The organism is Serratia sp. ID 25-353, from assembly GCF_054792795.1.
This window is the reverse complement of sequence record NZ_CM139236.1, coordinates 3,629,027-3,650,627: the sequence shown is the minus strand read 5'-3', so window position 1 is coordinate 3,650,627 and position 21,601 is coordinate 3,629,027. Positions and strand designations below refer to the sequence as shown.

The 21,601-nt window shown below is 64.1% G+C and carries 19 protein-coding genes; 11 read left to right on the top strand and 8 right to left on the bottom strand.

Translation table 11 applies throughout. The annotated features are described in order from the left end of the window. The 3 genes from ACYF6X_RS17635 to aptA form a co-directional block, all read right to left on the bottom strand. Positions 1-1,377 (bottom strand): APC family permease, encoded by a 1,377-nt coding sequence (locus ACYF6X_RS17635; RefSeq protein ID WP_063991514.1) that lies wholly within the window; start codon positions 1,375-1,377, stop codon positions 1-3. Between the two features lie 143 nt (positions 1,378-1,520). Further along, positions 1,521-3,029 carry a CoA-acylating methylmalonate-semialdehyde dehydrogenase gene (locus ACYF6X_RS17630; protein WP_130018705.1) on the bottom strand — a complete coding sequence of 503 codons (1,509 nt, stop codon included), beginning with the start codon at positions 3,027-3,029 and terminating at the stop codon, positions 1,521-1,523. A 10-nt stretch (positions 3,030-3,039) separates the two neighbouring features. Further along, positions 3,040-4,380: an omega-aminotransferase AptA gene (gene aptA / locus ACYF6X_RS17625; RefSeq protein ID WP_130018704.1), complete on the bottom strand. Its 1,341-nt coding sequence runs from the start codon at positions 4,378-4,380 to the stop codon at positions 3,040-3,042. A 135-nt stretch (positions 4,381-4,515) separates the two neighbouring features. Between aptA and ACYF6X_RS17620 the strand changes: the two genes are divergently transcribed. After that, a complete protein-coding gene (locus tag ACYF6X_RS17620; RefSeq protein WP_107226705.1) occupies positions 4,516-5,445 on the top strand; it encodes a LysR family transcriptional regulator in 930 nt (309 codons plus the stop codon). Between the two features lie 258 nt (positions 5,446-5,703). Here the strand turns inward: ACYF6X_RS17620 and ACYF6X_RS17615 are convergent, their stop codons facing one another. After that, positions 5,704-6,831: an iron-containing alcohol dehydrogenase gene (locus ACYF6X_RS17615; protein ID WP_107226706.1), complete on the bottom strand. Its 1,128-nt coding sequence runs from the start codon at positions 6,829-6,831 to the stop codon at positions 5,704-5,706. A 229-nt stretch (positions 6,832-7,060) separates the two neighbouring features. Between ACYF6X_RS17615 and ACYF6X_RS17610 the strand changes: the two genes are divergently transcribed. The 3 genes from ACYF6X_RS17610 (at position 7,061) to ACYF6X_RS17600 (ending at position 9,606) form a co-directional block, all read left to right on the top strand. After that, entirely contained in the window at positions 7,061-7,819 is a 759-nt protein-coding gene (locus ACYF6X_RS17610; RefSeq protein WP_038878388.1) for a helix-turn-helix transcriptional regulator, read from the top strand. Positions 7,820-7,920: 101 nt separating this feature from the next. After that, positions 7,921-9,222, top strand: coding sequence for an NAD(P)/FAD-dependent oxidoreductase (locus tag ACYF6X_RS17605; protein WP_043148190.1), 1,302 nt, complete (start codon positions 7,921-7,923; stop codon positions 9,220-9,222). Positions 9,223-9,240: 18 nt separating this feature from the next. Next, positions 9,241-9,606 carry a cupin domain-containing protein gene (locus ACYF6X_RS17600; RefSeq protein ID WP_019454941.1) on the top strand — a complete coding sequence of 122 codons (366 nt, stop codon included), beginning with the start codon at positions 9,241-9,243 and terminating at the stop codon, positions 9,604-9,606. 45 nt (positions 9,607-9,651) lie between these two features. On the opposite strand, the gene ACYF6X_RS17595 is transcribed toward ACYF6X_RS17600, so the two are convergent. The 4 genes from ACYF6X_RS17595 to ACYF6X_RS17580 all read right to left on the bottom strand — a co-directional run bounded on the left by ACYF6X_RS17595 (position 9,652) and on the right by ACYF6X_RS17580 (position 13,638). Further along, the gene (locus ACYF6X_RS17595) at positions 9,652-10,458 is read right to left on the bottom strand and encodes an alpha/beta hydrolase (protein ID WP_107226707.1); all 807 of its coding nucleotides are present in this window, start codon (positions 10,456-10,458) and stop codon (positions 9,652-9,654) included. Positions 10,459-10,553: 95 nt separating this feature from the next. Then, positions 10,554-11,666 (bottom strand): class II histone deacetylase, encoded by a 1,113-nt coding sequence (locus ACYF6X_RS17590; protein WP_063991503.1) that lies wholly within the window; start codon positions 11,664-11,666, stop codon positions 10,554-10,556. Then, positions 11,663-12,850 (bottom strand): MFS transporter, encoded by a 1,188-nt coding sequence (locus ACYF6X_RS17585; RefSeq protein ID WP_063991502.1) that lies wholly within the window; start codon positions 12,848-12,850, stop codon positions 11,663-11,665. Before ACYF6X_RS17585 ends, ACYF6X_RS17590 begins: the two co-directional genes overlap by 4 nt. A gap of 140 nt (positions 12,851-12,990) precedes the next feature. Continuing rightward, positions 12,991-13,638: a helix-turn-helix transcriptional regulator gene (locus tag ACYF6X_RS17580; RefSeq protein WP_049294794.1), complete on the bottom strand. Its 648-nt coding sequence runs from the start codon at positions 13,636-13,638 to the stop codon at positions 12,991-12,993. 482 nt (positions 13,639-14,120) lie between these two features. Here ACYF6X_RS17580 and ACYF6X_RS17575 point away from each other — a divergent pair, with 482 nt between their 5' ends. The 7 genes from ACYF6X_RS17575 to ACYF6X_RS17545 all read left to right on the top strand — a co-directional run bounded on the left by ACYF6X_RS17575 (position 14,121) and on the right by ACYF6X_RS17545 (position 21,579). After that, entirely contained in the window at positions 14,121-15,833 is a 1,713-nt protein-coding gene (locus ACYF6X_RS17575; RefSeq protein WP_130018703.1) for an arylsulfatase, read from the top strand. Further along, positions 15,830-17,014 (top strand): anaerobic sulfatase maturase, encoded by a 1,185-nt coding sequence (locus ACYF6X_RS17570; protein WP_063991500.1) that lies wholly within the window; start codon positions 15,830-15,832, stop codon positions 17,012-17,014. Before ACYF6X_RS17575 ends, ACYF6X_RS17570 begins: the two co-directional genes overlap by 4 nt. Positions 17,015-17,143: 129 nt before the next feature. Further along, positions 17,144-18,637: an APC family permease gene (locus ACYF6X_RS17565; RefSeq protein ID WP_130018702.1), complete on the top strand. Its 1,494-nt coding sequence runs from the start codon at positions 17,144-17,146 to the stop codon at positions 18,635-18,637. Then, positions 18,612-19,202: a DUF3156 family protein gene (locus ACYF6X_RS17560; protein ID WP_107226710.1), complete on the top strand. Its 591-nt coding sequence runs from the start codon at positions 18,612-18,614 to the stop codon at positions 19,200-19,202. The genes ACYF6X_RS17565 and ACYF6X_RS17560 overlap by 26 nt, the downstream gene beginning before the upstream one ends. After that, positions 19,195-19,977: an SDR family NAD(P)-dependent oxidoreductase gene (locus tag ACYF6X_RS17555; protein WP_107226711.1), complete on the top strand. Its 783-nt coding sequence runs from the start codon at positions 19,195-19,197 to the stop codon at positions 19,975-19,977. Before ACYF6X_RS17560 ends, ACYF6X_RS17555 begins: the two co-directional genes overlap by 8 nt. A gap of 11 nt (positions 19,978-19,988) precedes the next feature. Further along, positions 19,989-20,786, top strand: coding sequence for a molybdenum cofactor biosynthesis F family protein (locus tag ACYF6X_RS17550; protein WP_033636970.1), 798 nt, complete (start codon positions 19,989-19,991; stop codon positions 20,784-20,786). Positions 20,787-20,790: 4 nt separating this feature from the next. Beyond that, positions 20,791-21,579, top strand: coding sequence for an SDR family oxidoreductase (locus tag ACYF6X_RS17545; protein WP_130018701.1), 789 nt, complete (start codon positions 20,791-20,793; stop codon positions 21,577-21,579). The last annotated feature ends 22 nt before the right edge of the window (positions 21,580-21,601 follow it).

The following is a 21,601-nucleotide window of genomic DNA, read 5'->3' as shown; positions in this document are numbered from 1 at the left end:
TTATTCTCCTTCTATTGAGGGGGCGGCGAGGGGCGCCGCCTGGCGGCCGCGCAGATGGTTCAGCGCCAGCCCGAAGCCGATGATGCCGGCAATGATAATAAAGTCTTTCAGGCTGCTGGCGATCAAAATCGTCCACAGCACGTACAGGCAGCACAGCAGCGCCACCACCACCGGCAGCGGCCACAGCGGCATCAGGTACGGGTGGTGGAAGTGGCGGCGACGGCGGCTGATCAGCGCCGCCACCGCCATGATGATGTACACCAGCAGCAGCAGGATCACGGTGAACGAGGTCAGCGATTCGAGATCGGAGCAAAACGCCAGCAGCGCCGAGGGCACGCCGAACAGCAGGGTAGCGATCCAGGGGGTGCCGAAGCGCGGGTGGATGATTTTCAGCGCCCGGTTAAACGTCGGCAGCCAGAAACCGTCGCGCCCGCTGGCAAACATCATGCGGCTAAACTGCGCCACGATGGCGATGATGGCGTTGAACACCGACAGATAAATCGCGCCGCTTACCACCCGCGCCAGCGTCGGGCCGCCGAGCTCGGTGACCACATAGCCGACCGGATCGGCCTGTTTGGCCATCTCCGTCAGCGACGGCGAGCCGAGCAGCAGGGCGGTGAACGGCACCAGTTCCACCAGCACCACGATGACCAGCGTCAGCATGATCGCGACCGCCATCGGCCTGCCCTGTTCGCGCATGTCTTCCGCCATGTACACCGCCGCGCCGTAGCCGTTGTAGGAGAACAGCGCGACCCCGACCATGGCGACGATCAGCGGCAGCGATACCGGCGCCAGGCTACCTTGCGCGTCCAGCATCACCGGCGCGGTGAGGATCTCCGTGCTCTGATGCGGGTGGCTGAAGCCGAGCCAGGCGATCAGCGCCAGCACCGCCACTTCCACCACCAGAAAGGCGCCGGTCAGCAGGGCGTTGGCCTTGATGTTGAAAATGGCGCAGATGCCGCCGACCAGCACGGTGAGCATGCCGGCGGTCGAGGCGTCGAACTGGGTGCCCAGCGCGGTGTTCAGGTAGGGCACCGCGCCGGTCGCCAGCACCGCCGGCACGAACAGCGAGGCACTGAGGATAAACAGGTAGGTCTGCAACCCGCACAGGGTGCCGAACAGGCGCTTGATGATGCTGTACTCACCGCCGGCGCTGGGGTGTGCGGCGCCGAGCTCGGCATAGCACAGCGCGATGGCGGCGGCGACGCAGGCGGCGATCAGAAACGACAGAAAGGCGCCGCTGCCGGCGCTGGCGATCGCCAGCGGCGCGATGACGAAGATGGAGCTGGCCGGCGTCACGCCGGACGCGGTGATCATCACCACGTCGAGGACGCTGAGATTGCCTTTGAAGGTGTGTTCAGGGGCGGACTCTTTCATTGGGAACTACTCCATTAACGCTTGGGTGAATTGTTGTTGTCGCCAGAAGGGCGACTCTGTTGTCCTGCGTAAAGATGAAATGGAGCGCGTGGAAATACCGGGGAAGCGAACTTCCCCGGAAGGGACTTTTCGTTATGCTGGGATTACCCCTGTCCCGACGGGAAGCTGAAGCTGGCGCGCCGGGCATCGCCGGAGGCCGGCCAGCGCTGGGTCACGGTCTTGCGTTTGGTGTAGAACCTGACCGCGTCCGGGCCGTAGGCATGCAGATCGCCGAACAGCGAGCGTTTCCAGCCGCCGAACGAGTGGTAGGCCACCGGCACTGGCAGCGCCACGTTGATCCCCACCATGCCGACCTGAATGCGGCTGGAGAAGTAGCGCGCCGCTTCGCCGTCGCGGGTGAACAGGCAGGTGCCGTTGCCGTATTCGTGGGCGTCGATCAAGGCCATCGCCTCCGGCAGCGACGCCGCGCGCACCACGCCGAGCACCGGGCCGAAGATCTCCTCCTGATAGATGCGCATGCCGGGCGTCACGCGATCGAACAGCGTCGGGCCGAGGAAATACCCCTGGCTGGGGCGGCCGTCGGCGCCGATCACGCTCAGTTCGCGGCCGTCCACCAGCAGCTCGGCGCCTTCGGTCACGCCCTGATCGATATAGCCTTTGACCTTCTGATAATGCTGTTGGGTCACCAGCGGCCCCATGTCGTTGCGGTTGTCGCTGCCGGGGCCGACGCGCATGGCGGCCATCTGTTTCCGTAGCCCGGCGATCAGCGCTTCAGCGGTGCCGTCGCCCACCGCCACCACCAGCGGGATGGCCATGCAACGCTGGCCGCAGGAGCCGAAGGCGGCGCCCATCAGCGCGCCGACCGCGCCGGGGATATCGGCGTCCGGCAGCACCACCGCGTGGTTCTTGGCGCCGCCCAACGCCTGCACCCGTTTGTTCTGCGCGCAGCCGGTGTGATAGATGTGTTCCGCCACCGGCGTCGAACCGACGAAGCTTATCGCTTTGACGCGCCCGTCATGCAGCAGCGTCTCCACCGCTTCGCGATCGCCGTTGACCACGTTGAGCACCCCCGGCGGCAGCCCGGCTTCCGCCGCCAGCCGTGCGATATACAGCGCGGCGGAAGGCACGCGCTCGGAAGGCTTCAGCACGAAGGTGTTGCCGCACGCCACCGCCATCGGCCACATCCACAGCGGCACCATCGCCGGGAAGTTGAACGGCGTGATGCCCGCCACCACCCCCAGCGGTTGAAACTCGCTCCAGCTGTCGATGCCCGGGCCGGCCTCTTTGCTGTGTTCGCCCTTCAGCAGCTCCGGCACATAGCCGGCATATTCGATATTCTCGATGCCGCGCTGCAGTTCGCCCAGGGCGTCGCTGAGCACCTTGCCGTGCTCGGCGGTGATCAGTTGGCAGATGGCGTCGGCGTGCTGCTCCAGCAGATCCTTGAGCTTCATCATGATGCGCGCGCGCTTCAGCGGCGGGGTGTCGCGCCAGGCGGGATAGGCCTGTTCGGCGGCGGCAATGGCGCGCTCCACCGTGGCGCGGTCGGCCAGCTGCACCTCCTGCGCCGATTGGCCGGTGGCCGGGTCGTAAACCGGCTGGCTGCGTTCGCCGCCGGCGGCGGGCTCGCCGTTGATCCAATGGGTAATGGTCATGGTTCTCTCCTTATTCGGTGGCGTTGAGGGCGTCGCCCACGGCGTTGATCAGCGCATCGATCTGCGCTTCGCTGCTGATGAACGGCGGCGCCAGCTGCAGGGTGTCGCCGCCGTAGCGCACGTAAAACCCGCTTTCCCAGCAGCGCATCGCCGCCTCGAAGGGGCGCCGCGCCGGTTCGCCGGGCCGTGCCGCCAGCGTAATGCCGGCCGCCAGGCCGATGTTGCGAATGTCGGCGACGTGTTTGGCTCCCTGCAGGCTGTGCACCGCGCGCTCGAAGTAGGGCGCCAGCGCCTGTACGCGCTCCACCATCTGTTCGCGCTGCAGGATGTCCAGCGTCGCCAGCGCGACCGCGCAGCTGACCGGGTGGGCGGAGTAGGTGTAGCCGTGCGGGAATTCGAGCTGGTAGTCCGGCTCGCCGCCGTTCATGAAGGTGTGGTAGATCTCCGGCCGCACCACCACCGCGCCCATCGGCTGCGCGCCGTTGGTCACCTGTTTGGCGATGTTCATGATGTCCGGTGTGACGCCGAACGCCTCGGCGCCGGTCATCGCGCCGCAGCGGCCGAAGGCGGTGATCACTTCGTCGAAGATCAGCAGGATGTCATGCTGGGTACAGATCTCGCGCAGGCGCTGCAGGTAGCCGACCGGCGGCACGACCACCCCGGCGGAGCCGGAGAAGGGTTCGACGATCACCGCAGCGATCGTTGAGGCGTCGCGCAGCGCGATGATGCGGTTGAGCTCTTCCGCCAGCTCTGCCCCCTGTTGCGGCATGCCGCGCGAAAAGGCGTTGCCGGCCAGCAGGGTGTGCGGCAGGTGGTCCGCCTCGGCGCCTGCGCCGAACGTCTTGCGGTTGCCGGCGATGCCGCCGACCGAGATACCGCCGAAGTTAACGCCGTGATAGCCCTTTTCCCGGCCGATAAAGCAGGTTTTGGCCGCCTGGCCTTTGGCGCGCCAGTAAGCGCGCGCCATTTTCAGCGAGGTGTCCGCCGCTTCCGATCCGGAGCCGGTGAAGAACACGTAATCCAACCCTGCCGGCGTCAGTGTCTTGATCTTGTTGGCCAGTTCAAACGACAGCGGGTGGCCGAATTGAAACGCCGGCGAGTAATCCAGCGTCGCCAGCTGGCGCTGGGCGGCGTCGGTGATTTCCTGCCGGCCGTGCCCCAATCCGCAACACCATAATCCGGACAGGCCGTCGAAAATCTTTCTGCCGTCATGGCTGGTGTAATACGCCCCCGCGGCTTGAGTAATGATGCGCGGCTGCGCTTTAAAATTACGGTTACCGGTAAAAGGCATCCAATGGGCCTCTAACCCTTCGGCATCGAGACTATTTAGCGGGTGATTTTCAGCGGCCATGTTTTCCTCCGAACAGGAAAATAAGAGCGATTAATGAAATAAACCGAGTTGTTAACGAATTGTTGTGCGAAATTGACTATGTACCGCTTGTTCTCTACTGTGAATAATCATATGTCGAAACTTACTTAAGGTTTTATGCAAGTAAAAAAGCGCGCGCTGTTAGGGCAATTGTCGGATATGGATCTGCGTTTGCTGCGGGTATTCAAGGCCGTGGTCGACTGCGGCGGCATGAGCGCCGCCGAACTGGAGCTGAACATCAGCCTGTCGACCATCAGCAAGCACATCAAGGATCTGGAGCAGCGGCTGGGCCTGACGCTGTGCCAGCGCGGGCGTGAGGGCTTTGCGGTCACCGACGAGGGGCTGCTGATCTACCAGGAAACGGTCAACCTGCTGGCGGCCACCGAGGCGTTCCGGCGCGGGGTTGACGAGGTGCACCAGCGCATGGGCGGGCAACTGCACGTGGCGATCTTCGACCACACGGTCAGCAATCCGCAGGCGCAGATCGGCCGGGCCATCGCGTTATTCAGCGAGCGTGCGCCGGAGGTTTCTTTGCAAATGTACGTGGAGCCGATTAATACCATTGAACGCGGCGTCATTGACGGACAATTTCAGGTTGGCGTTATTCCCATGCATCGCAGCGCGGAAAGTTTATCTTATCATTCGTTATTCAGTGAGAGGATGTTCTTATATTGCGGCGCGCAGCATGAATTATTTTCCGCCCCCCATGAAACGTTAAATTGGGATCTGCTGCACAATTATGCCTTCGCCGGATTAGGCTACCATTCGCCGAATATGGAACTGAGCCTGCAGCAACATTTGCATCGCAAGGCGACGGGGTTCGCGCAGGAGTCGATCGCCACGCTGATCCTGTCCGGCAAATACGTCGGCTTTTTGCCGGATCACTACGCGGCGTTTTTCGTGGCGCAGAACCTGATGCGGGCGATCAAACCGGCGCTGTTCCGCTATCACTGCGAATACTCCAGCGTGCTGCGCCGCTCGCCGGTGCCGCAGCGGGTGGTGAAGCTGTTCCATGAGTGCCTGCTGGCGGCCCACGGAACAGCGTGACGCTTACTGCTCTTTCTTCTTGCCGAAGATTCTGATCAGCGCGCCGACCAGGATGCCGACCGCGATGCCGGCGAAGATCCAGCCGATGATGCCCATTTCCTTACTCCTGCTAGTGCGTTGATCTGATTATACCCGTCATACTTGAAACTGCATCTGTGTTGGCTGCGAGTGCGTACGCCAGTCATTGACTTGAGTAAGCTCCTGGCGAGCCACCTCTTGCCGCCGGGATGCAGCTCCAACTATTTAGGGTAGAAATAATCATTCGACGCGAAACGCCTCTTCGATCATCCGTTGCCGCTGCGCCGGCGCATAGTCGATCCAGGAATTCTTGCTGTTGGATTTCTCCCGCGCCACCGCCAGTTCCTGGCCGGAAATCGGCAAATCGTCCTGCCAGAACGGCGCGATGGCGTGGCGGGTGATGAAATCGGTCAGGTAGCTCTCCGGGCTGCCCTGCCAGTGCGGGTACAGGCGCGCGGCCAGCTCGGCCATCAGCGCGCGTTGCTGCGGCTGTTCGCTGCTTTCCAGCAGGGCGAGGAACGGCAGCAGCAGCCGGCCGCAGACCTGGCCGTGGTGGTAGTCGCGCAGCGCGCCGATCTCGCCGGCGATGCCGTGGATCACCCCCAGCCCGGCGGCGCTCAGCGTCAGCCCCCCGAGGTACGAAGCTTGCATAATCGCTTCGCGCGCCGCGTCGCTGCGGTTGAGCGCCGGCCAGGCTGCAAGGAAATGGCGGATGCCGCTCAGCGACATGTCGCGCGTCATGGCGCCGGCGGTTTTCGACAGATAGGCCTCGAACAGGTGGGTAAAGGCGTCGATGGCGCAGTAGGCCAGCACCTTGTCCGGCGCGCCGGCCAGCAGCTGCGGATCGAGAATGGCGGTGTGCGGCACGAAGTTATTGTGGCGCAGCGAGGCTTTCACTTTGCTGACCTGGGTGTCGGTGATCACCGCGTTCTGCGTCACCTCGCTGCCGGTGCCGGCGGTGGTGGGAATGGCGATCAGCGGCAGGGTGGCGCCGCTGATTTTGCTGTCGCCCACCTTTTCCATATAGCGCAGCGTCGGCAGCGGATGCTCCACCAGCGCGGAGAACGCCTTGGCGGCATCCAGCACGCTGCCGCCGCCGATGGCCACCACGCGCCGCGCCTGGCCGCGCCAGCGCGCCACCCAGGCGTCTATTTCCTGCGGCGACGCCTCGTGGCTGACGATCTCGGTGCCGATGAGCAGCGGCGTCAGCGATTCGCGCAGGCCGGCGTACACCGGGCCGTTGAGAAAAGATCGGCAGCTGAACAGCAGCGTCGGCTGCGGGTCGGCCAGCAGCAGCGGCGGCAGTTGCTGGATGCTGCCGTGGCCGAACCAGGTTTGGCGGTTGGCGATGATGTGGCTGACGGACATGAGGTCTCCTTGACGGCGTTGCAGGGCACGATGCCACAGCATAAGCCAGCGGGCGCGGAGCAGCCACCGCTTTCCCCGCTGCGGCAACTTGTGAGTTGTTTAACATGTAAACGATCGCGTTCTTGCATTTCGGCGCGCCGGATGCTTTTTTTAACAGTACTGGCCGCCATACGGCCAACCCCATCCGAAATCGGTAGATTGTTAATGTATTAATAATGGCGAGGCGGGTATGGATATTCAGGTTGAACGCTTGTCTGCGGTGATCGATGCGGTGGCCAGCCCGCGCTTTTATCCCAGCCTGTTGAATTGGCTGGAAGGGTTTTTCGCCTTCGACAACGCTATCGTCTATGCCTTCGAACGCGGCCGGCCGCCGCGCTGCCTGATCAAAACCGAGCGGGAAAACAGCGATGCGGTTAACCAGATCTACCAACAGGGCGCCTATCTACAGGATCCGTTTTACCGTGCGCTGAACGACGGCGGCGAAGGCGAGGTGCTCACGCTGCGCCAGCTGGCGCCCTGCGGGTTTTATCACAGCGACTATTACCGTAATTTTTATCGCAAGACCGGCTGGCACGATGAGGCCGGCGTGCTGCTGCAGCTGACGCCGGAGCGCGGGCTGGGGGTGTTCTTCGGCTCGGCGTGCCGCACGGTGGCAGTGCGCTACCCGCAGCGGGCGGATCTGCGCAGCGCGCTGACGCTGGTGAAAAGCGTGGCGCGGCTGCACGGCGAAGTGGTGGCGGCGCCGGCCGAGGCCGATACGGGGAACGACGATGGCGCGCAGGCGCGTTATCTGCTGACGCCGCGCGAGCGCGAGATTGTCGATTTGATCCTCGCCGGCTGCGGTTCGCAGCAGATTGCCGACCGGCTGTTCATCAGCCTCGGCACGGTAAAAAATCACCGCAAGAACATCTACGGCAAGCTGAACATCGGCTCGCAGGCCGAACTGTTCAGCCTGTTGCTGACCGCCCCGCAGCGCCGCAGCGCGTGAATGTTAATTTTTTGTAGCGAATGTCCCTAAGGGGACATAGCGGCACGGCTGCCGGCTCCCGATAATCCGATGTCATGGCATAGGCAATCGGGAGTGCGGCAGTGAACAACGAAATCGAGTCCTTAACCTACTACGCGGCGACCAAAAAATACGATCTGCGCTTTCCGACGCTGGAAGAGGATCTGGACGTTGACGTGGTGATCATCGGCGGCGGCTTCTCCGGCATCAACACCGCGCTGGAGCTGGCGGAGAAGGGCATCACCAACATCGCCATTCTCGAAGGCCGCTATCTGGGCTACGGCGGTACCGGGCGCAACGGCGGCCAAGTGATGGCCGGCATCGGCCACGATCTGGAGAAGATCAAGCGCCACGTCGGCCCGGCCGGGCTGGAAACCATCTTCAAAATCAGCAACCTCGGCGCCGGCATTATCCGCGAGCGCATCAAGAAATATGACATCGACGCCGACTTCTGCTTCGGCTACGGCTATCTCGGCAGCAACGCACGCCAGGAGAAGACCCTGCGCGGCTGGCTGAAGGAGTTCAGGGCGGTAGCGCCGCAGGAGGAGATTGAGCTTTACACCGGGGCGGAGGTGAAGCAGGTGGTGGGCTCCGACGCTTACACCTGCGCGCTGAAACACATGGGCGGCGGCCACGTGCATTCGCTCAACCTGCTGCTGGGCGAGGCCAAGGCGCTGAGCGGCTACGGGGTGAAAATATTCGAGAACAGCAGCGTGCTCAACGTGGAGTATGGCCCGCGCATCACGGTGCGCACCGCCATGGGCTCGGTGCGCGCCAACAAGATGCTGTGGGCCTGCAACGGCTTCCTCAACGGCATGGAGCCGCAGATCTACCGCAAGACCATCAATACCTACGCCTTCCAGCTGGCCACCGAGCCGCTGTCTGACGATCTGATCCGCCAGATCAGCCCGATCCGCGGCGCCTACAGCGACATCCGCCCGGTGATCGACTATTACCGGGTGACCAACGAAAACCGGCTGCTGTTCGGCAGCGCCACCCGCCTGATCGAATATTTCCCGTCGGATCTCAAGGCCTGGAACCGCAACCTGATGCTGAAGGTGTTCCCGTACCTGAAAGACGTGAAGATCGATCTGGCCTGGGGCGGCCCGCTGTGCTGCAGCGCCAACCTGTTCCCGCAGATTGGCACGCTGCCGGATCGCGACAACGTGTTTTACGTGCAGGGCTACTCCGGCTTCGGCGTGACGCCGAGCCACATCGTGTGCAAGGTGTTGGCGGAGGGCATGAGCGAAGGATCCGATCGTTACGATCTGATGAGCTCGATCCCGCACGTCAACATCTTCGGCAAGGACAAGCTGCGGCGGGTGATGACCACCGCCGGTAAGGTTTGGCACCAGACATCCGGCTACTGGAAAGGCCGCCGTTAACCCTCAGAGGAGAATGACATGAAACCGTTACTGCTTAAACAACCGCTGCCGGAACTGCTGGAGATCGGCAGCGTCAGCAACCTGGGCGCCACGGTGATCGCCGGCACGCCGACCGTCGGCGTGGCCAGCATCTTCGGCGAACCGACCGATAACCTGAACTGCGGCGTGTTCAGCTGCACCCGCGGCAGCTTCGTGATGGAGTATCCGTTTGCCGAGCACGCCACGGTGTGGGAAGGCAGCGCGACCCTGACCAACGAACGCACCGGCGAATCGGTGCAGTATCAGGCCGGCGATTCCTGGTTCGTCGAGAAGGGCACCCCGGTGCGCTGGGACATCACCTCGGATCGCTTCGTCAAACACTACCTCGCCATCGTCGAAGGCTGACGTCGTCATGCCCCCTCAGCATGCTGAATGCCGAGGGGGAGCACCTTAGCCTAACGCCCGCGCAATAAAATCGGTCACCCGCTTGAGGATCTGATCCTTATTGGTTTCGTTAAAGCTCTCGTGCCGCCCGCCCGCATTGATCATCCGTTCGAAATCGTTGCCGCGCAGACGATCGAGCGCGGTTTGCGTTTCGCTCATCAGCACCAGCCGATCGTCGTCGCCGTGGATCCACAGCGTAGGCAGCGCGCCGAAGCCCGGCCCGGCGTTGATGGCGGCGAGGATCCGCTGCATGGCGCGCAGGGTGGGGCGCTTGAACGGCCCGTGCCACACCAACGGATCTTCCTGATACGCCGCGCCAACCGCCGGATCGCGCGCCAGGGTGGCGGTATCCAGCGGCGCGTCGGGGATCGCCGGCAGTTCGGCCAGGTCGGAGATCGCCGTTCTGTCGCCGAGCAGCGGGCCGGACAACACCAATGCGTGCACTTCCTCGCCGTAGCGCTGCACGTAGCGGGTGGCGATCATGCCGCCCATCGAGTGGCCGATCACCACCAGCGGCAAAGTGGGGTATTGCTGCCGAAAATGGCTGACTACGCGCTGCACGTCGTCGACCACGGCGTCATAATCCTCGATCAGCACGCGTTCGCCCTGCGACAGGCCGTGGCCGAGATGGTCGGGGCCGAACACCCGCGCGCCCTGCGCCTGCAGCGTGCGCGCCACGTATTGGTAACGGCCGAGATGCTCGCCGTAGCCGTGTATCAGCAGCGCCAGATAGCGCGGCTGGTCGTTTCCCCAGTCGTGCACGGCAATGTCGCCGTGACGGCCTTTGATAAAGCTGACGGTTTGTTCGGGCATGTTATTGTTCTCATGGTGGGTAGGGTTGCCCTTCAGCGTAGCGGCTGGCGGCGAGGTTGTCAGGGGCGCCGGGTGCGGCGCCCGCAGAGAGGAGGTTACAAACCGAACTGGCGCGCCAGCGCATCGAGCGCTTCGCGCTGGAAGCGGTTGAAGGCGTCGCGCGGCTGCTGTTGCTGGATGAACGCCAGCAGCGGATCCTGCACTTCAGTGCGCACGCCGCTCAGCTGTTCCATCACCGCCAGCCCGCAGAACGGCACGTAGGATTCGGCGTAGCCGCCTTCGTGCACCATCACCAGCTTTCCGCTGCACAGCCGGTCGGCGGCGTCCTGCACCAGCGCAGTCATGGCGCGGAAGCTGTCGCTGTGTAACTGCATGCGTGCCAGCGGATCGAGGGCGTTGGCGTCGTAGCCGCAGGCGACGATGATCAGCTCCGGCTCGAATTTTTCCAGCGCCGGGATGATGATGCGCCGCATGGCGTGCAGGTAGCCGTCGTCGCCGGCGCCGGCCAGCATCGGCACGTTAACGTTGCAGCCCGCCCCGTCACCTTCACCGCGATCCTGCTCGCCGGAATAGCCCGCCGGGAAGCAGCCGTCCTGATGCAGCGACAGCGTCAGCACGTCGCCGCGTTGCCAATAGATGTGCTGGGTGCCGTTGCCGTGGTGCACGTCCCAGTCGAGCACCGCCACCTTGCCGAGGCCATGGCGGGCCTTGGCGCGCTCGATGGCGATGGGAATATTGGCCAGGAAGCAGAAGCCCATCGATTGATCCGGCAGGCAGTGGTGGCCCGGCGGGCGCGACAGCGCATAGGCGTTATCCAGTTCGCCCTGCAGCACCGCCTCCACCGCCGCACAGGCCAGCCCGGCGGAGAGTTTGGCGATTTCATAGCTGCCCGGCCCCAGCGGCGCTTCCTCCCCCAGCAGGCCGCCGCCGCTGTCGCTCACCTGTTTGAAGCGCTGCAGGTAGTGGGCGGGGTGAATGCGCAGCAGGTCTTCTTCCGTCGCCGGTTCGGCGCTCAGCAGGGTGAGCTGGCGCGACAGGCCGGACACGTCCATCAGGTTCTTCATGCGCCGTTTGGTTTCCGGCGACTCGGCATGGCCGGCGCCCGAGGGCGGTTGCACCCAGCCGCCGACCGGCAAGGTGGTGGCGTGCAGGCCGGTGCTGTGCCAGAAACAGCGTTCATCAAACAAGAAACCGGTTGTTCTTTTCACCTTTCTCCTCCTGTTATACGGCGCGGTGCGCGCGGTGAAGCCAGCGAAATCAACAGCAGCGACAGCAGCGCGCAGCCCAGCGCGCCGAACAGCAAGGCGTTGAAACCGCCGAAAGATTCGATAAGAGAGCCGGCCAGCGTCGGGCCGATGGCCATGCCGCCGCCGATCACCAGGTTGATGCCGTTCATCAGCTTGCCGTCGTTATCCAACCCGGCGACCCGCGCCAGAATGAACGGCAGCACGAAGGTCCAGGTGAATTTGAACAGCAGGGCCGCCAGGGCGAAGCGCAGCAGCAGGGGCTGGCCCGTCAGCAGCGCCACGCTGGCCAGCAGCAGGGCGTACCCCAGCACGATCAGGCGTCCGCCGCCGAAGCGCGCCCCGATCAACGCCGCGGCCCCCGCGCCGACGATGCCGAGCAAGGTGGCGACGGCCAGCACCTGGCCGCTGTGGGCCGGCGACAGCCCGGCGCCGGCGGCGATGCCGCCGATAAAGGTCCAGACCGCGCTCAGGCTGATGTAAAAGGTCAGTACCGCCAGCACGGCGCACAGCTTGCGCGCCAGCGAGGCGGCGGGGCCGCTGCGGGCGGCGCGGGCGGCGGTGAAACCGTTGGGGAACGCCGGGATGAGTGGCAGGCAGCACAGCATGATGGCCGCCAGAATCAGGTAGACCGCCATCAGGCCGAAATGCGCGAACAGCGGCGGCAGCACCAGCAGCCCGACCGCGCCCAGCACCAGCTGGCCAAGCACCCAGAAGGCATAGACCCGGCTGGGGTTGGCGGTGCCGGCGGCGCAGGTGATGCACAGGATCATCAGAGTGCCACCCGCCAGCGAGGCGATAAAGCGCAGCGGCAGCAGCAGGGTAAAATCTTGCACCAGTGCCGAAACCAGGTTACCGACGATAAACACCAGCGCCGACAGCGTCGCGACCCGCCGCCAGTTGATGCGCCCGATCCACCACCACGCCGGCAGCGTGGCCAGGCTCATGGCGCCGAGTTCGGTGGAGAACAGGTGGCCGATCTGCGCCGGGCCGAGCTGCCACTGCGCGGCGAGCTGGGCGGCCACGGCGGGGGCGGTCATCAGAATGCCCGGCGCGATGGCGGCGAAGACGATAATGGCGGTCAGCAGCCGCGGCGGGCAGGGGAGCGCCGCGCCGACGGCGGGCGCGGAAACCGAATCACTGGACATAAACCTTATTCCCCAAGCGTTAAGTGACGATGAAATAACCAGCCTGGCCCGATTGCGGGCAAGGGGAGGCCGCGCCATAAATGGCGAATATGTTCTGGCGTTATTTTCCGGCCGCCGGCAGCGGTGGCCGTTATCGGGCGTTAACCGTGGGCGAGAAAGCCGCCGGCAACCAGTTCGGTGCGGTTCACCACGTCGGTTTTGGCGAAAATATTGCGCATATGGGTTTTCACCGTGGACAGCGAAATGCCCAGCTTCAGGGCGATGCGCTTATTGCTGGCGCCTTCGCGCACCAGGTTGACGATCTCTTGCTCTTTGGCGGTCAGCAACTGCGCCTCGCTGTCGGGCAACAGATCGCGCGTCGCCAGCTCGATCAGCGGCAGCACCGCGCGCAGGCGGCCGCGCTCCACTTCAGTGAACGGCGTATCGCGGATCAGCGATACCCCGGCGACGATGCGCTTGCGCTGGCGGATGAAGATCTCCGTCATGTCGCGCATGTCGTTCGGCAGCATAAAGTCGTGGTAATAGCGGCGGTTGCCGGCGATCGCCGCCGGGCTCATGCCGACCATGGTGATGTCCTGGCGATGGAAATTGGCCGGCTGCAGCGGATCTATCTGCTGGAAGTGGTTCAGGTACTGCTGATGCGTTTTATCGGGCATGCCGTGCAGGATGTAGTGATCCGGCCGCAGGTCGCGATCGACCAGATAAAACACCCCGGCAGACACCGGGATCAGGTGCGTAATGGTCGCCAAACAACTGTTGATAAAGGCATCGGATGCGGTGCTGTGCATGATTCGTGTTCCTCCCTTTATCATTCAATCTGGAGAAGGTTGCCGGTCAATATATGAACGATACAAGCATAGTTGTAGCAATTTGGCAACACAATAAAAACATATTAACAACGTGAGGCCGATTGCAATAAAACACATAAATAACAAGATGACACTGCGTTAATCAGGGCTTTTCATGGCGGATTTTCCGCGATTTTCATTAATAGGTTAATGAAATGATTCACCACTTTTCCCGCTGAATTTACAGCGCTTTTCAGTGCTTGCCCGGACGAAGCCCTCGCCGCCCTGCGCGTGCTACAACCGGCACGAGTGGAGCCGTTCCTCGTTCTTAAGAACGATAGCCAGGCTTTTCCGCTGCTTCCTACACTGCGAATTGAAGATAGCGCCAGGCGGCGCCAAACGTATAAGACGAAAAAATAATGACCTTTCTCGGGCTGAGGCGTCGGGTTGTTCAGTCCGCATGACCATACGGGGAACGAACGATGCAGAAAAAAACGTTGGCGGTGGCGTTGAGCGGCGCCTTATCGGGCCTGGCGCAGGGGGCGGACGCCGATCGCCCCAATGTGCTGATCATTCTGGTGGACGACATGGGCTACTCCGACATCAGCCCGTTCGGCGGCGAGATACCGACGCCCAACCTGCAGGCGCTGGCCGAACGGGGCGTGCGCATGAGCCAGTACTACACCTCGCCGATGTCGGCGCCGGCGCGGTCGATGCTGATGACCGGCAACACCAACCAGCAGGCCGGCATGGGTGGCATGTGGTGGTATGAGAGCACCGCCGCGCAGCCGGGCTATGAAATGCGGCTGACTGACCGCGTGACCACATTGCCGGAGCGTTTTCGCGACGCGGGTTACGCCACCATGATGGCGGGCAAATGGCACCTGGGCTATGTCGACGGCGCCAAACCGACCGATCGCGGCTTCGAGCGCGCCTTCGCCTTTATGGGGGGCGGCACCAGCCATTTCGACGATGCGAAACCGCTGGGCACCGTGGAGGCGTTCCATACCTTCTACACCCTGAACGGCAAACGCGTGTCGTTGCCCAAAGATTTCTATTCCAGCAAGGCCTATGCCGATCAGCTGGAACAGTGGATCCGCGAGACGCCGCAGAGCAAGCCCGTCTTCGCCTATCTGGCGTTTACCGCGCCGCACGATCCGCTGCAGGCGCCGGATGACTGGATCGCTAAATTCGACGGCAAATACGACGCCGGTTACCAGCAGGCCTATCAGCGGCGCATTCAGCGCCTGAAGGCGCTGGGGCTGATCTCCGATCGCACGCCGATGCCGACGCTGGCGCTGGATAAGGCCTGGAACGCGCTGACGCCCGAGCAGCAAAAATATGAAGCCAAGACCATGCAGGTATACGCGGCGATGATCGCTTACATGGACGATCAGGTCGGCGCGGTGCTGAACACCCTGAAGCAGACCGGCCGCGACCAAAATACGGTGATCGTGTTCGCCACCGACAACGGCGCCAACCCCGCCAGCGGCTTCTACTACGGCTCGAAGCCGGAGTATTGGCGGCAGTTCGACAACAGCTACGCCAACCTCGGCCGCAAGGGATCGTTCATCTCCTACGGGCCGCACTGGGCCAACGTCAGCAATGCGCCGTACGCCAACTACCACAAAACCACCAGCGCGCAGGGCGGCATCAATACCGATTTCATCATCTCCGCGCCACGGCTGAAAGGGCGTGGTGGCATCGACCGCACGCCGATGGCGGTGTATGACATCGCGCCGACGTTGTATGACTATGCCGGCATCGACGCCAACAAATCGCTGAAGGCCAAACCGACGCTGCCGATGGTCGGCGTCAGCTTCAAGCGCTATTTCAGCGGCGAGGCCGACGGTGTGCCGCGCGCGACCTACGGCGTGGAGCTGCATAACCAGGCCGCCTATGTGGACGGTATCTGGAAGCTGCGGCGGTTGGTGAAGGCCGGGCCGACGGCGCAGATGGCGCCGTGGGGGCTGTTCAACCTGCATGACGATCCGCTGGAAACGCGCGATCTGGCCGCCGCCAACCCGGATCAAGTCAAACGGCTGAGCGAGGCGTATCGCCGCTTTGCGCAGCAGGGCATGATTATTGAAGCCAAAGGCGCAGCGATCGACTACCTCGGCGTAGACGCCAGCACCGGTGACTACATCGGCCTGGATCCGCAGACCCACAAACCGTTGCCGCAGGCGGCGCCATGAACCTGGCCCAGCTGCGGGCGCAGCAGATCCCGGTAGAGAGCGAACCGCGCGCGGCGGCGCCTTTTCATTTGCTGGTGAAGCCGATCGGCGCCGGCTGCAACCTGGGCTGCCGCTACTGCTACTATCCGCAGCGCCAGCCAGAGCGGACGCGCAAGATGGACGACGACCTGCTGGCGGAATTTATTCGCGGCTATATCGCCGCCCAGCCGCGTTACAGCCGCGAGATCAACTTCGTCTGGCAGGGCGGTGAGCCGTTGCTGGCAGGGATTGGTTTTTACAAGCGGGCGCTGGCGTTGCAACGCCGCTACGCGCCGCCGGGCGTGCGGATCAGCAACAGCCTGCAGACTAACGGTACCCTGCTGAACGACGCCTGGTGCCGGCTGTTCCGGCAGCATCACTTTATCCTCGGCGTCAGCCTGGACGGCGACCGCGAGGTGCAGGACGCCCACCGGCCGGACAAGCGCGGCGGCGCCAGCTATGACGCGGCGCTGCGCGGCATTGCGCTGTTGCAGCGCCATCAGATCGACTTCAACCTGCTGATGGTGGTGCACGACGGCGTCGCGGATCGCGCCGAGGCGATCTACGATCATGCGGTGGCGATCGGGGCGCGCTATTTGCAGTTCCAGCCGCTGATGCTGGAAGGGGATGCGCCCACCGCCGGCTATGGGCTGAGCGCCGCCAACTGGGGGCGCTTCATGCTGGCGGTATACCGCCGCTGGCGCAGCCGCGGGCACGTCGGCCAGGTCTTCGTGATGAACATCGAGCAGGTCTACGCGCAGTATTTCACCCACGTCAGCCCCAGTTGCGTACACGCCGAACGCTGCGGCGGCAATCTGGTGATGGAGCCGGACGGGCGGCTTTACGCCTGCGATCATCTGATCAACGCGCAGCACCTGCTCGGCCATGCCGATCGCCACACGCCGCTCGCCACCCTGGCGGCAAGGGCGGCGGAGATGCCGTTCGGTAAAAACAAGAGCCTGCGCCGCGAGTGCCAACGCTGCAGCGTGAAAAGCGTCTGCCAGGGCGGCTGCCCGGCGCACGTGGGCGAAGATCGCTACAACCGGCTTTGCGCCGGCTATTACGCCTTCTTTTCCGCGCTGCTGGCGCCGCTGCGCGCCTACCCGCGCAGCCCGCAGGGGGCGAGGCAGTGGCGCGCCGCCGTGAGCGCCGCCGCAGGTTGAAAGCGTCTCGTCCTTAAGGACGATAGTCAGCATTTTCCTTTCCTCTCTATAGTGAGATTACCGCCGCTGGCGGCGAAAAACCTGCAAGCACCTGCATGCATCAGGCCAAAACTATAAGAGGAAATAACCATGAACCTGTCGTCGCGGTTGCACGCCCACCTGGCTCGAGGCAAGGTCGGCTTTCCCACCACCCTGGCCAGTTCGGTCGGGGTGATCATGGCCAGCCCGGTGATCCTGACGGTCACCAGCGGCTTCGGCATCGGCGGCGACACCTTCGCGCTGGCGATGCTGATCGCCTTCATCATGATGCAGGCGCAGCTCACCACCTTCTCCGAAGCGGCGGCGCTGCTGCCGACCTCCGGTTCGGTCTACGACTACATCTCCTGCGGCATGGGGCGCTTTTTCGCCATCACCGGCGCGCTGTCGGCCTACCTGATCGTGCACATCTTCGCCGGCACCGCCGAGACCATTCTCTCCGGCATCATGGCGCTGGTGAACTTCGAACACCTCAACACCCTGATGGAAAGCCACAACGCCTCCTGGATGGTCGGCGTCGGGCTGGTAATCGTGTTCGGCCTGCTCAACGCGTTCGGCATCGAGGCCTTCGGCAAGGCGGAGATCGTGCTGACCTTCGCCATGTGGAGCACGCTGGTGATTTTCGGCATCGTCGGGCTGCTGTCGCCGCATGCGGTGCCGCTCGAGGGCTGGTTCGGCAGCACGCTGAACCTGAACGATCCCTTCGCGGTGTTCAGCCTGATCGGCATGGCGATGTTCATGTTCGTCGGCTGTGAGCTGGTGACGCCGATGGCGCCGGAGATCAAACGCTGCGATCGAGTGATCCCGCGCGCGATGGCGCTGGGGCTGTGCGGCGTGGCGGTGTGCATGGCGCTGTATGGCGCGGCGCTCAGCCACCAGGTGGAAAACGTGGTGATCGACGCCGCCAGCGGCACGCGCCTGCTGGAAACGCCGATGGCCATCCCGGCGTTCGCCGGCCAGGTGATGGGTCAGTTCGGCAAATACTGGCTCGGCGTCGGCCTGCTGTTGGCGGGCGCTGCGACCATCAACACGCTGATGGCGGCGGTGCCGCGCATTCTGTACGGCATGGCGCTGGACGGCGCGCTGCCGCGCATGTTCGCTTATCTGCACCCGCGCTTTAAAACGCCGGTGGTCGGCATTCTGGTGGCGGTGTTAATCCCCTGCGTACACGCCTTCGCCATTCAGGGCAACCTCGACAGGATCATTCCGCTGGTGCTGGCGGCGGTGTGCGCCTGGGGCGTGGCCTACCTGCTGGTGACCTGCTCGGTGGTGATCCTGCGCGTACGCCGCCCCGATCTGCCGCGCGCCAATAAATCGCCGTGGTTCCCGCTGCCGCAGATCGTTTCCAGCGTTGGCATCGTGCTGGCCATCGTTTACATCACGCCGCCGGGAATGAACCCGAGCGATATCTACATTCCCTTCGGCTGGATGATCGGCCTGACCGCCGCCTATGCGCTGTTCTGGACGCTGTGCGTGCAAAAAGTGAATCCGTTCAAGCCGGTGCCGGTCGAGCAGGTGCTGGAGAACGCGTTCGCCAAGGGTGAAAACGAGGAGGCGCAGTTTGATCGGCTTACTTCCCTCACTTAATCGCGCCTGGCGGCGAGCGCCGTCGGGCTATCGGCCGGGCGCCGCGCTGGATCGTCTGGCACGCAACCTGGAACCCTACGTGTGCGAACGCCTGGCGCCGAGCCTGCTGCGGCTGACGCTGCCGCAGGGGCCACAGATCGAGATCGGCGAACAGGTGCAGGGGCTGTTTATGGCGCATATCGTCAGCCACCGCTTTCGGTTGCAGGGCGCGAGCGCGATGCAACTTCCGCTGACGCTGGACGTGGTGACCGGCGGCTGGCTGCGGCGGCGCGGGGTGCGTTATCTGCTGCGCCAGCGTCATGCGGCCGCGCAGCGGGTGCTGGACGGCCTGCAGCGCTACCCGCAGATCGGCGAGACGCTGGCGCAGCTGGATTTTCGCCGCGTGCGGCTGACGGTGAACAATGGGCGCTGGCAGGTGGAGATTGAGCATTTCGCCGCGTCGGAGGTGGTCAGCCGTTTGCCGGCCGGCCGCCGCTACCTGCGGCTGGATGCCGAACAGCGGCGGCTGCTGTTGAGCAGTCTGCTGATGATCGGCCAACTGATGGAGAAGCTGAATCATGAATAGAGTGGTTGTGATTACCGGCGGCGGCACCGGCGTCGGCGCTGCCTGCGCCCGTCTGCTGGCGGCGCAGGGCGATCGGGTGTTCATCATCGGCCGCCGCCCGGAACCGCTGGCGGCGCTGGCGCAAGAGATCGGCGCGCAGGCGCTGGTGGGCGATGCCGCCAGCGGCGAGAGCTGGAACCACACGTTGCTGCCGGCCATTCTGCGCGACGCCGGGCGCATCGACTGCCTGATCGGCAGCGCCGGCGGCATGGGCTTCAAGCGCATCACCGAGATGACCGATGCGCAGTGGCAAGGGGCGATGGACAGCAACCTCAACAGCGCTTTCGCCAGCGCGCGCGCCTGCCTGCCGGCGCTGATTAAAAGCGGCGGCAACCTGCTGTTCGTGGCCTCGATCGCCTCGCTGGCCGCCGGGCCGGAGGTCTGCGGTTACGTTACCGCCAAGCATGCGTTGATCGGGCTGATGCGTTCCATCGCCCGCGACTATGGCCCGCTGGGCGTGCGCGCCAACGCGGTGTGCCCCGGCTGGGTGACCACGCCGATGGCGGACGAAGAGATGCAACTGCTGATGGATGCCCATCAGATTTCGCTGGAGCAGGCTTACCAGATGGTCTGCCGCGACGTGCCGCTGCGCCGCCCGGCTAGCGCCGAGGAGATCGCCCGCGTCTGCCGTTTCCTCTGTTCCAGCGAGGCTTCAATCATTACCGGCGCGGCGCTGGTGGCCGACGGCGGCTCCACCATCGTCGATGTGCCGACCCTGGCTTTCACTTCCCTGTAAGGAGCATTTCCATGAGTTCAGAAGCGGTATTCATTCAGGTTGGCGCGCTGGCGGAAGGCTTTGCGCCGCACAGCAATACGCTGGAACGGCAGCACGGGCTGGCGGGCAGCACGCTGACGCTGCGCTTTAGCGACGGCGCGACGCAGCGCTGCCGGTTTACCGACGAGCAGACGCTGGAGTGGGGCGAACGGCGCGGCGTTGCCTATCGCGCCACCAGCATTCGCCCCGGCGTGCTGTTCATCGATTTTCTCGATCCTGCCCGCGCCAACGCCAGCATTACGCTGGTGTGCGACCGCAATCAGGGCAACTTCACCGCGGTGTATGGCCAACTGCCGGACGAAGCGCAGGCGCGGCTCGACGCCTTCAGCCGGGTGGAGCAGGGGCTGCCGCTGACCGCGGTCGAGGCCGAATTCCGCTTCGGCACGCTGGACGACGCCGACGTGGCGCCACCGGGCTTTACCGATGAGCTGATCGGCATGCGCAATATGTACACCTACAGCCCGACCGAACGGTACGAGCACATCTACCTGAACGACAACTTCTACGCCTGGCAGTGTCTGGACGGGGTGGAGAAAGGGCTGGCGGATGTCGATCGCTGCCACTACGTGAAGGTGGCGGAGCAGCTTTATCTGTTCGTCTGGCGCGAGAAGATCATTCCGACGCTGGGCGTGGTGATGATCGATCTGCAGGGCATGCGCACCGACGGCAAGATCCTCGGTTATCAGGGCAGCGATTTCAGCGCGCTGAGCAACTTTGCGGTCGGCGCCCATGCGCAGGTGCTGAACACCACGCGCCACCCGCGAGGATAGGGCGATGAGCGCAACCTATGCGGCTGACGCCTTCGCGGGGCAGGCGGTGCTGGTGACCGGTGGCGCTCAGGGCATTGGGCTGGCGATCGTCAGCGCTTTTGCCCGGCTGGGCGCCGAGGTAACGATCGCGGACGTGCAGCTGCCGCAGGCGCAGGTGGCGGCGCAGGCGCTGCGGGACGAAGGGCTGAGCGTGCAGGCGCTGGCTTGCGATCTGGCCGAACCGGGGCAGATCGCCGAGTTGGTGGCGATGGTGGGTGAGCGGCATCAACGGCTGGACGTGGTGATCCACAACGCCGCTTACTTTCCGCTGACGCCGTTCGCCGCCATTGACGCGGCCTTGCTGCAACGCACGCTGAGCGTCAATCTGATGGCGCCGTTCTTTTTGGCGCAGGCGGCACTGCCGTGGATGCGCCGCCGGGGCGGCGGCTGCCTTCTGGTGACCTCGTCGGTGACCGGCCCGCGGGTAGCCTACCCGGGGCTGGCGCACTACGCCGCCTCCAAGGCCGGGGTGAACGGGTTTATTCGCGCGGCGGCGCTGGAATTGGCGGCGGAGAATATTCGCGTCAACGGCGTGGAGCCGGGGATGATCCGCACGCCGGCGATGGCCAACCTGGGCGATGCGCAGGTGAATCAGGCGATCGCCGCCTCGGTGCCGCTCGGGCGGCTGGGGGAACCGGAAGACATTGCCGCGGCGATGGTGTTTCTCGCCTCGCCGGCGGCGGCCTACATCACCGGACAGACGCTGGTGGTGGACGGCGGCGCGCTGCTGCCGGAAACGAGCTCTCAAGTCTGATTCAGAAGCGCTCTTCATGATA

Coding starts and splice junctions, on each gene's coding strand:
- ACYF6X_RS17610 (WP_038878388.1), top strand. CDS start 7,061: ATGGATATTCAGGTTGAACGCTTGTCTGCGGTGATCGATGCGGTGGCC.
- aptA (WP_130018704.1), bottom strand. CDS start 4,380: ATGGCCGCTGAAAATCACCCGCTAAATAGTCTCGATGCCGAAGGGTTA.
- ACYF6X_RS17555 (WP_107226711.1), top strand. CDS start 19,195: ATGAATAGAGTGGTTGTGATTACCGGCGGCGGCACCGGCGTCGGCGCT.
- ACYF6X_RS17565 (WP_130018702.1), top strand. CDS start 17,144: ATGAACCTGTCGTCGCGGTTGCACGCCCACCTGGCTCGAGGCAAGGTC.
- ACYF6X_RS17575 (WP_130018703.1), top strand. CDS start 14,121: ATGCAGAAAAAAACGTTGGCGGTGGCGTTGAGCGGCGCCTTATCGGGC.
- ACYF6X_RS17615 (WP_107226706.1), bottom strand. CDS start 6,831: ATGTCCGTCAGCCACATCATCGCCAACCGCCAAACCTGGTTCGGCCAC.
- ACYF6X_RS17580 (WP_049294794.1), bottom strand. CDS start 13,638: ATGCACAGCACCGCATCCGATGCCTTTATCAACAGTTGTTTGGCGACC.
- ACYF6X_RS17585 (WP_063991502.1), bottom strand. CDS start 12,850: ATGTCCAGTGATTCGGTTTCCGCGCCCGCCGTCGGCGCGGCGCTCCCC.
- ACYF6X_RS17630 (WP_130018705.1), bottom strand. CDS start 3,029: ATGACCATTACCCATTGGATCAACGGCGAGCCCGCCGCCGGCGGCGAA.
- ACYF6X_RS17595 (WP_107226707.1), bottom strand. CDS start 10,458: ATGCCCGAACAAACCGTCAGCTTTATCAAAGGCCGTCACGGCGACATT.
- ACYF6X_RS17570 (WP_063991500.1), top strand. CDS start 15,830: ATGAACCTGGCCCAGCTGCGGGCGCAGCAGATCCCGGTAGAGAGCGAA.
- ACYF6X_RS17545 (WP_130018701.1), top strand. CDS start 20,791: ATGAGCGCAACCTATGCGGCTGACGCCTTCGCGGGGCAGGCGGTGCTG.
- ACYF6X_RS17550 (WP_033636970.1), top strand. CDS start 19,989: ATGAGTTCAGAAGCGGTATTCATTCAGGTTGGCGCGCTGGCGGAAGGC.
- ACYF6X_RS17620 (WP_107226705.1), top strand. CDS start 4,516: ATGCAAGTAAAAAAGCGCGCGCTGTTAGGGCAATTGTCGGATATGGAT.
- ACYF6X_RS17600 (WP_019454941.1), top strand. CDS start 9,241: ATGAAACCGTTACTGCTTAAACAACCGCTGCCGGAACTGCTGGAGATC.
- ACYF6X_RS17635 (WP_063991514.1), bottom strand. CDS start 1,377: ATGAAAGAGTCCGCCCCTGAACACACCTTCAAAGGCAATCTCAGCGTC.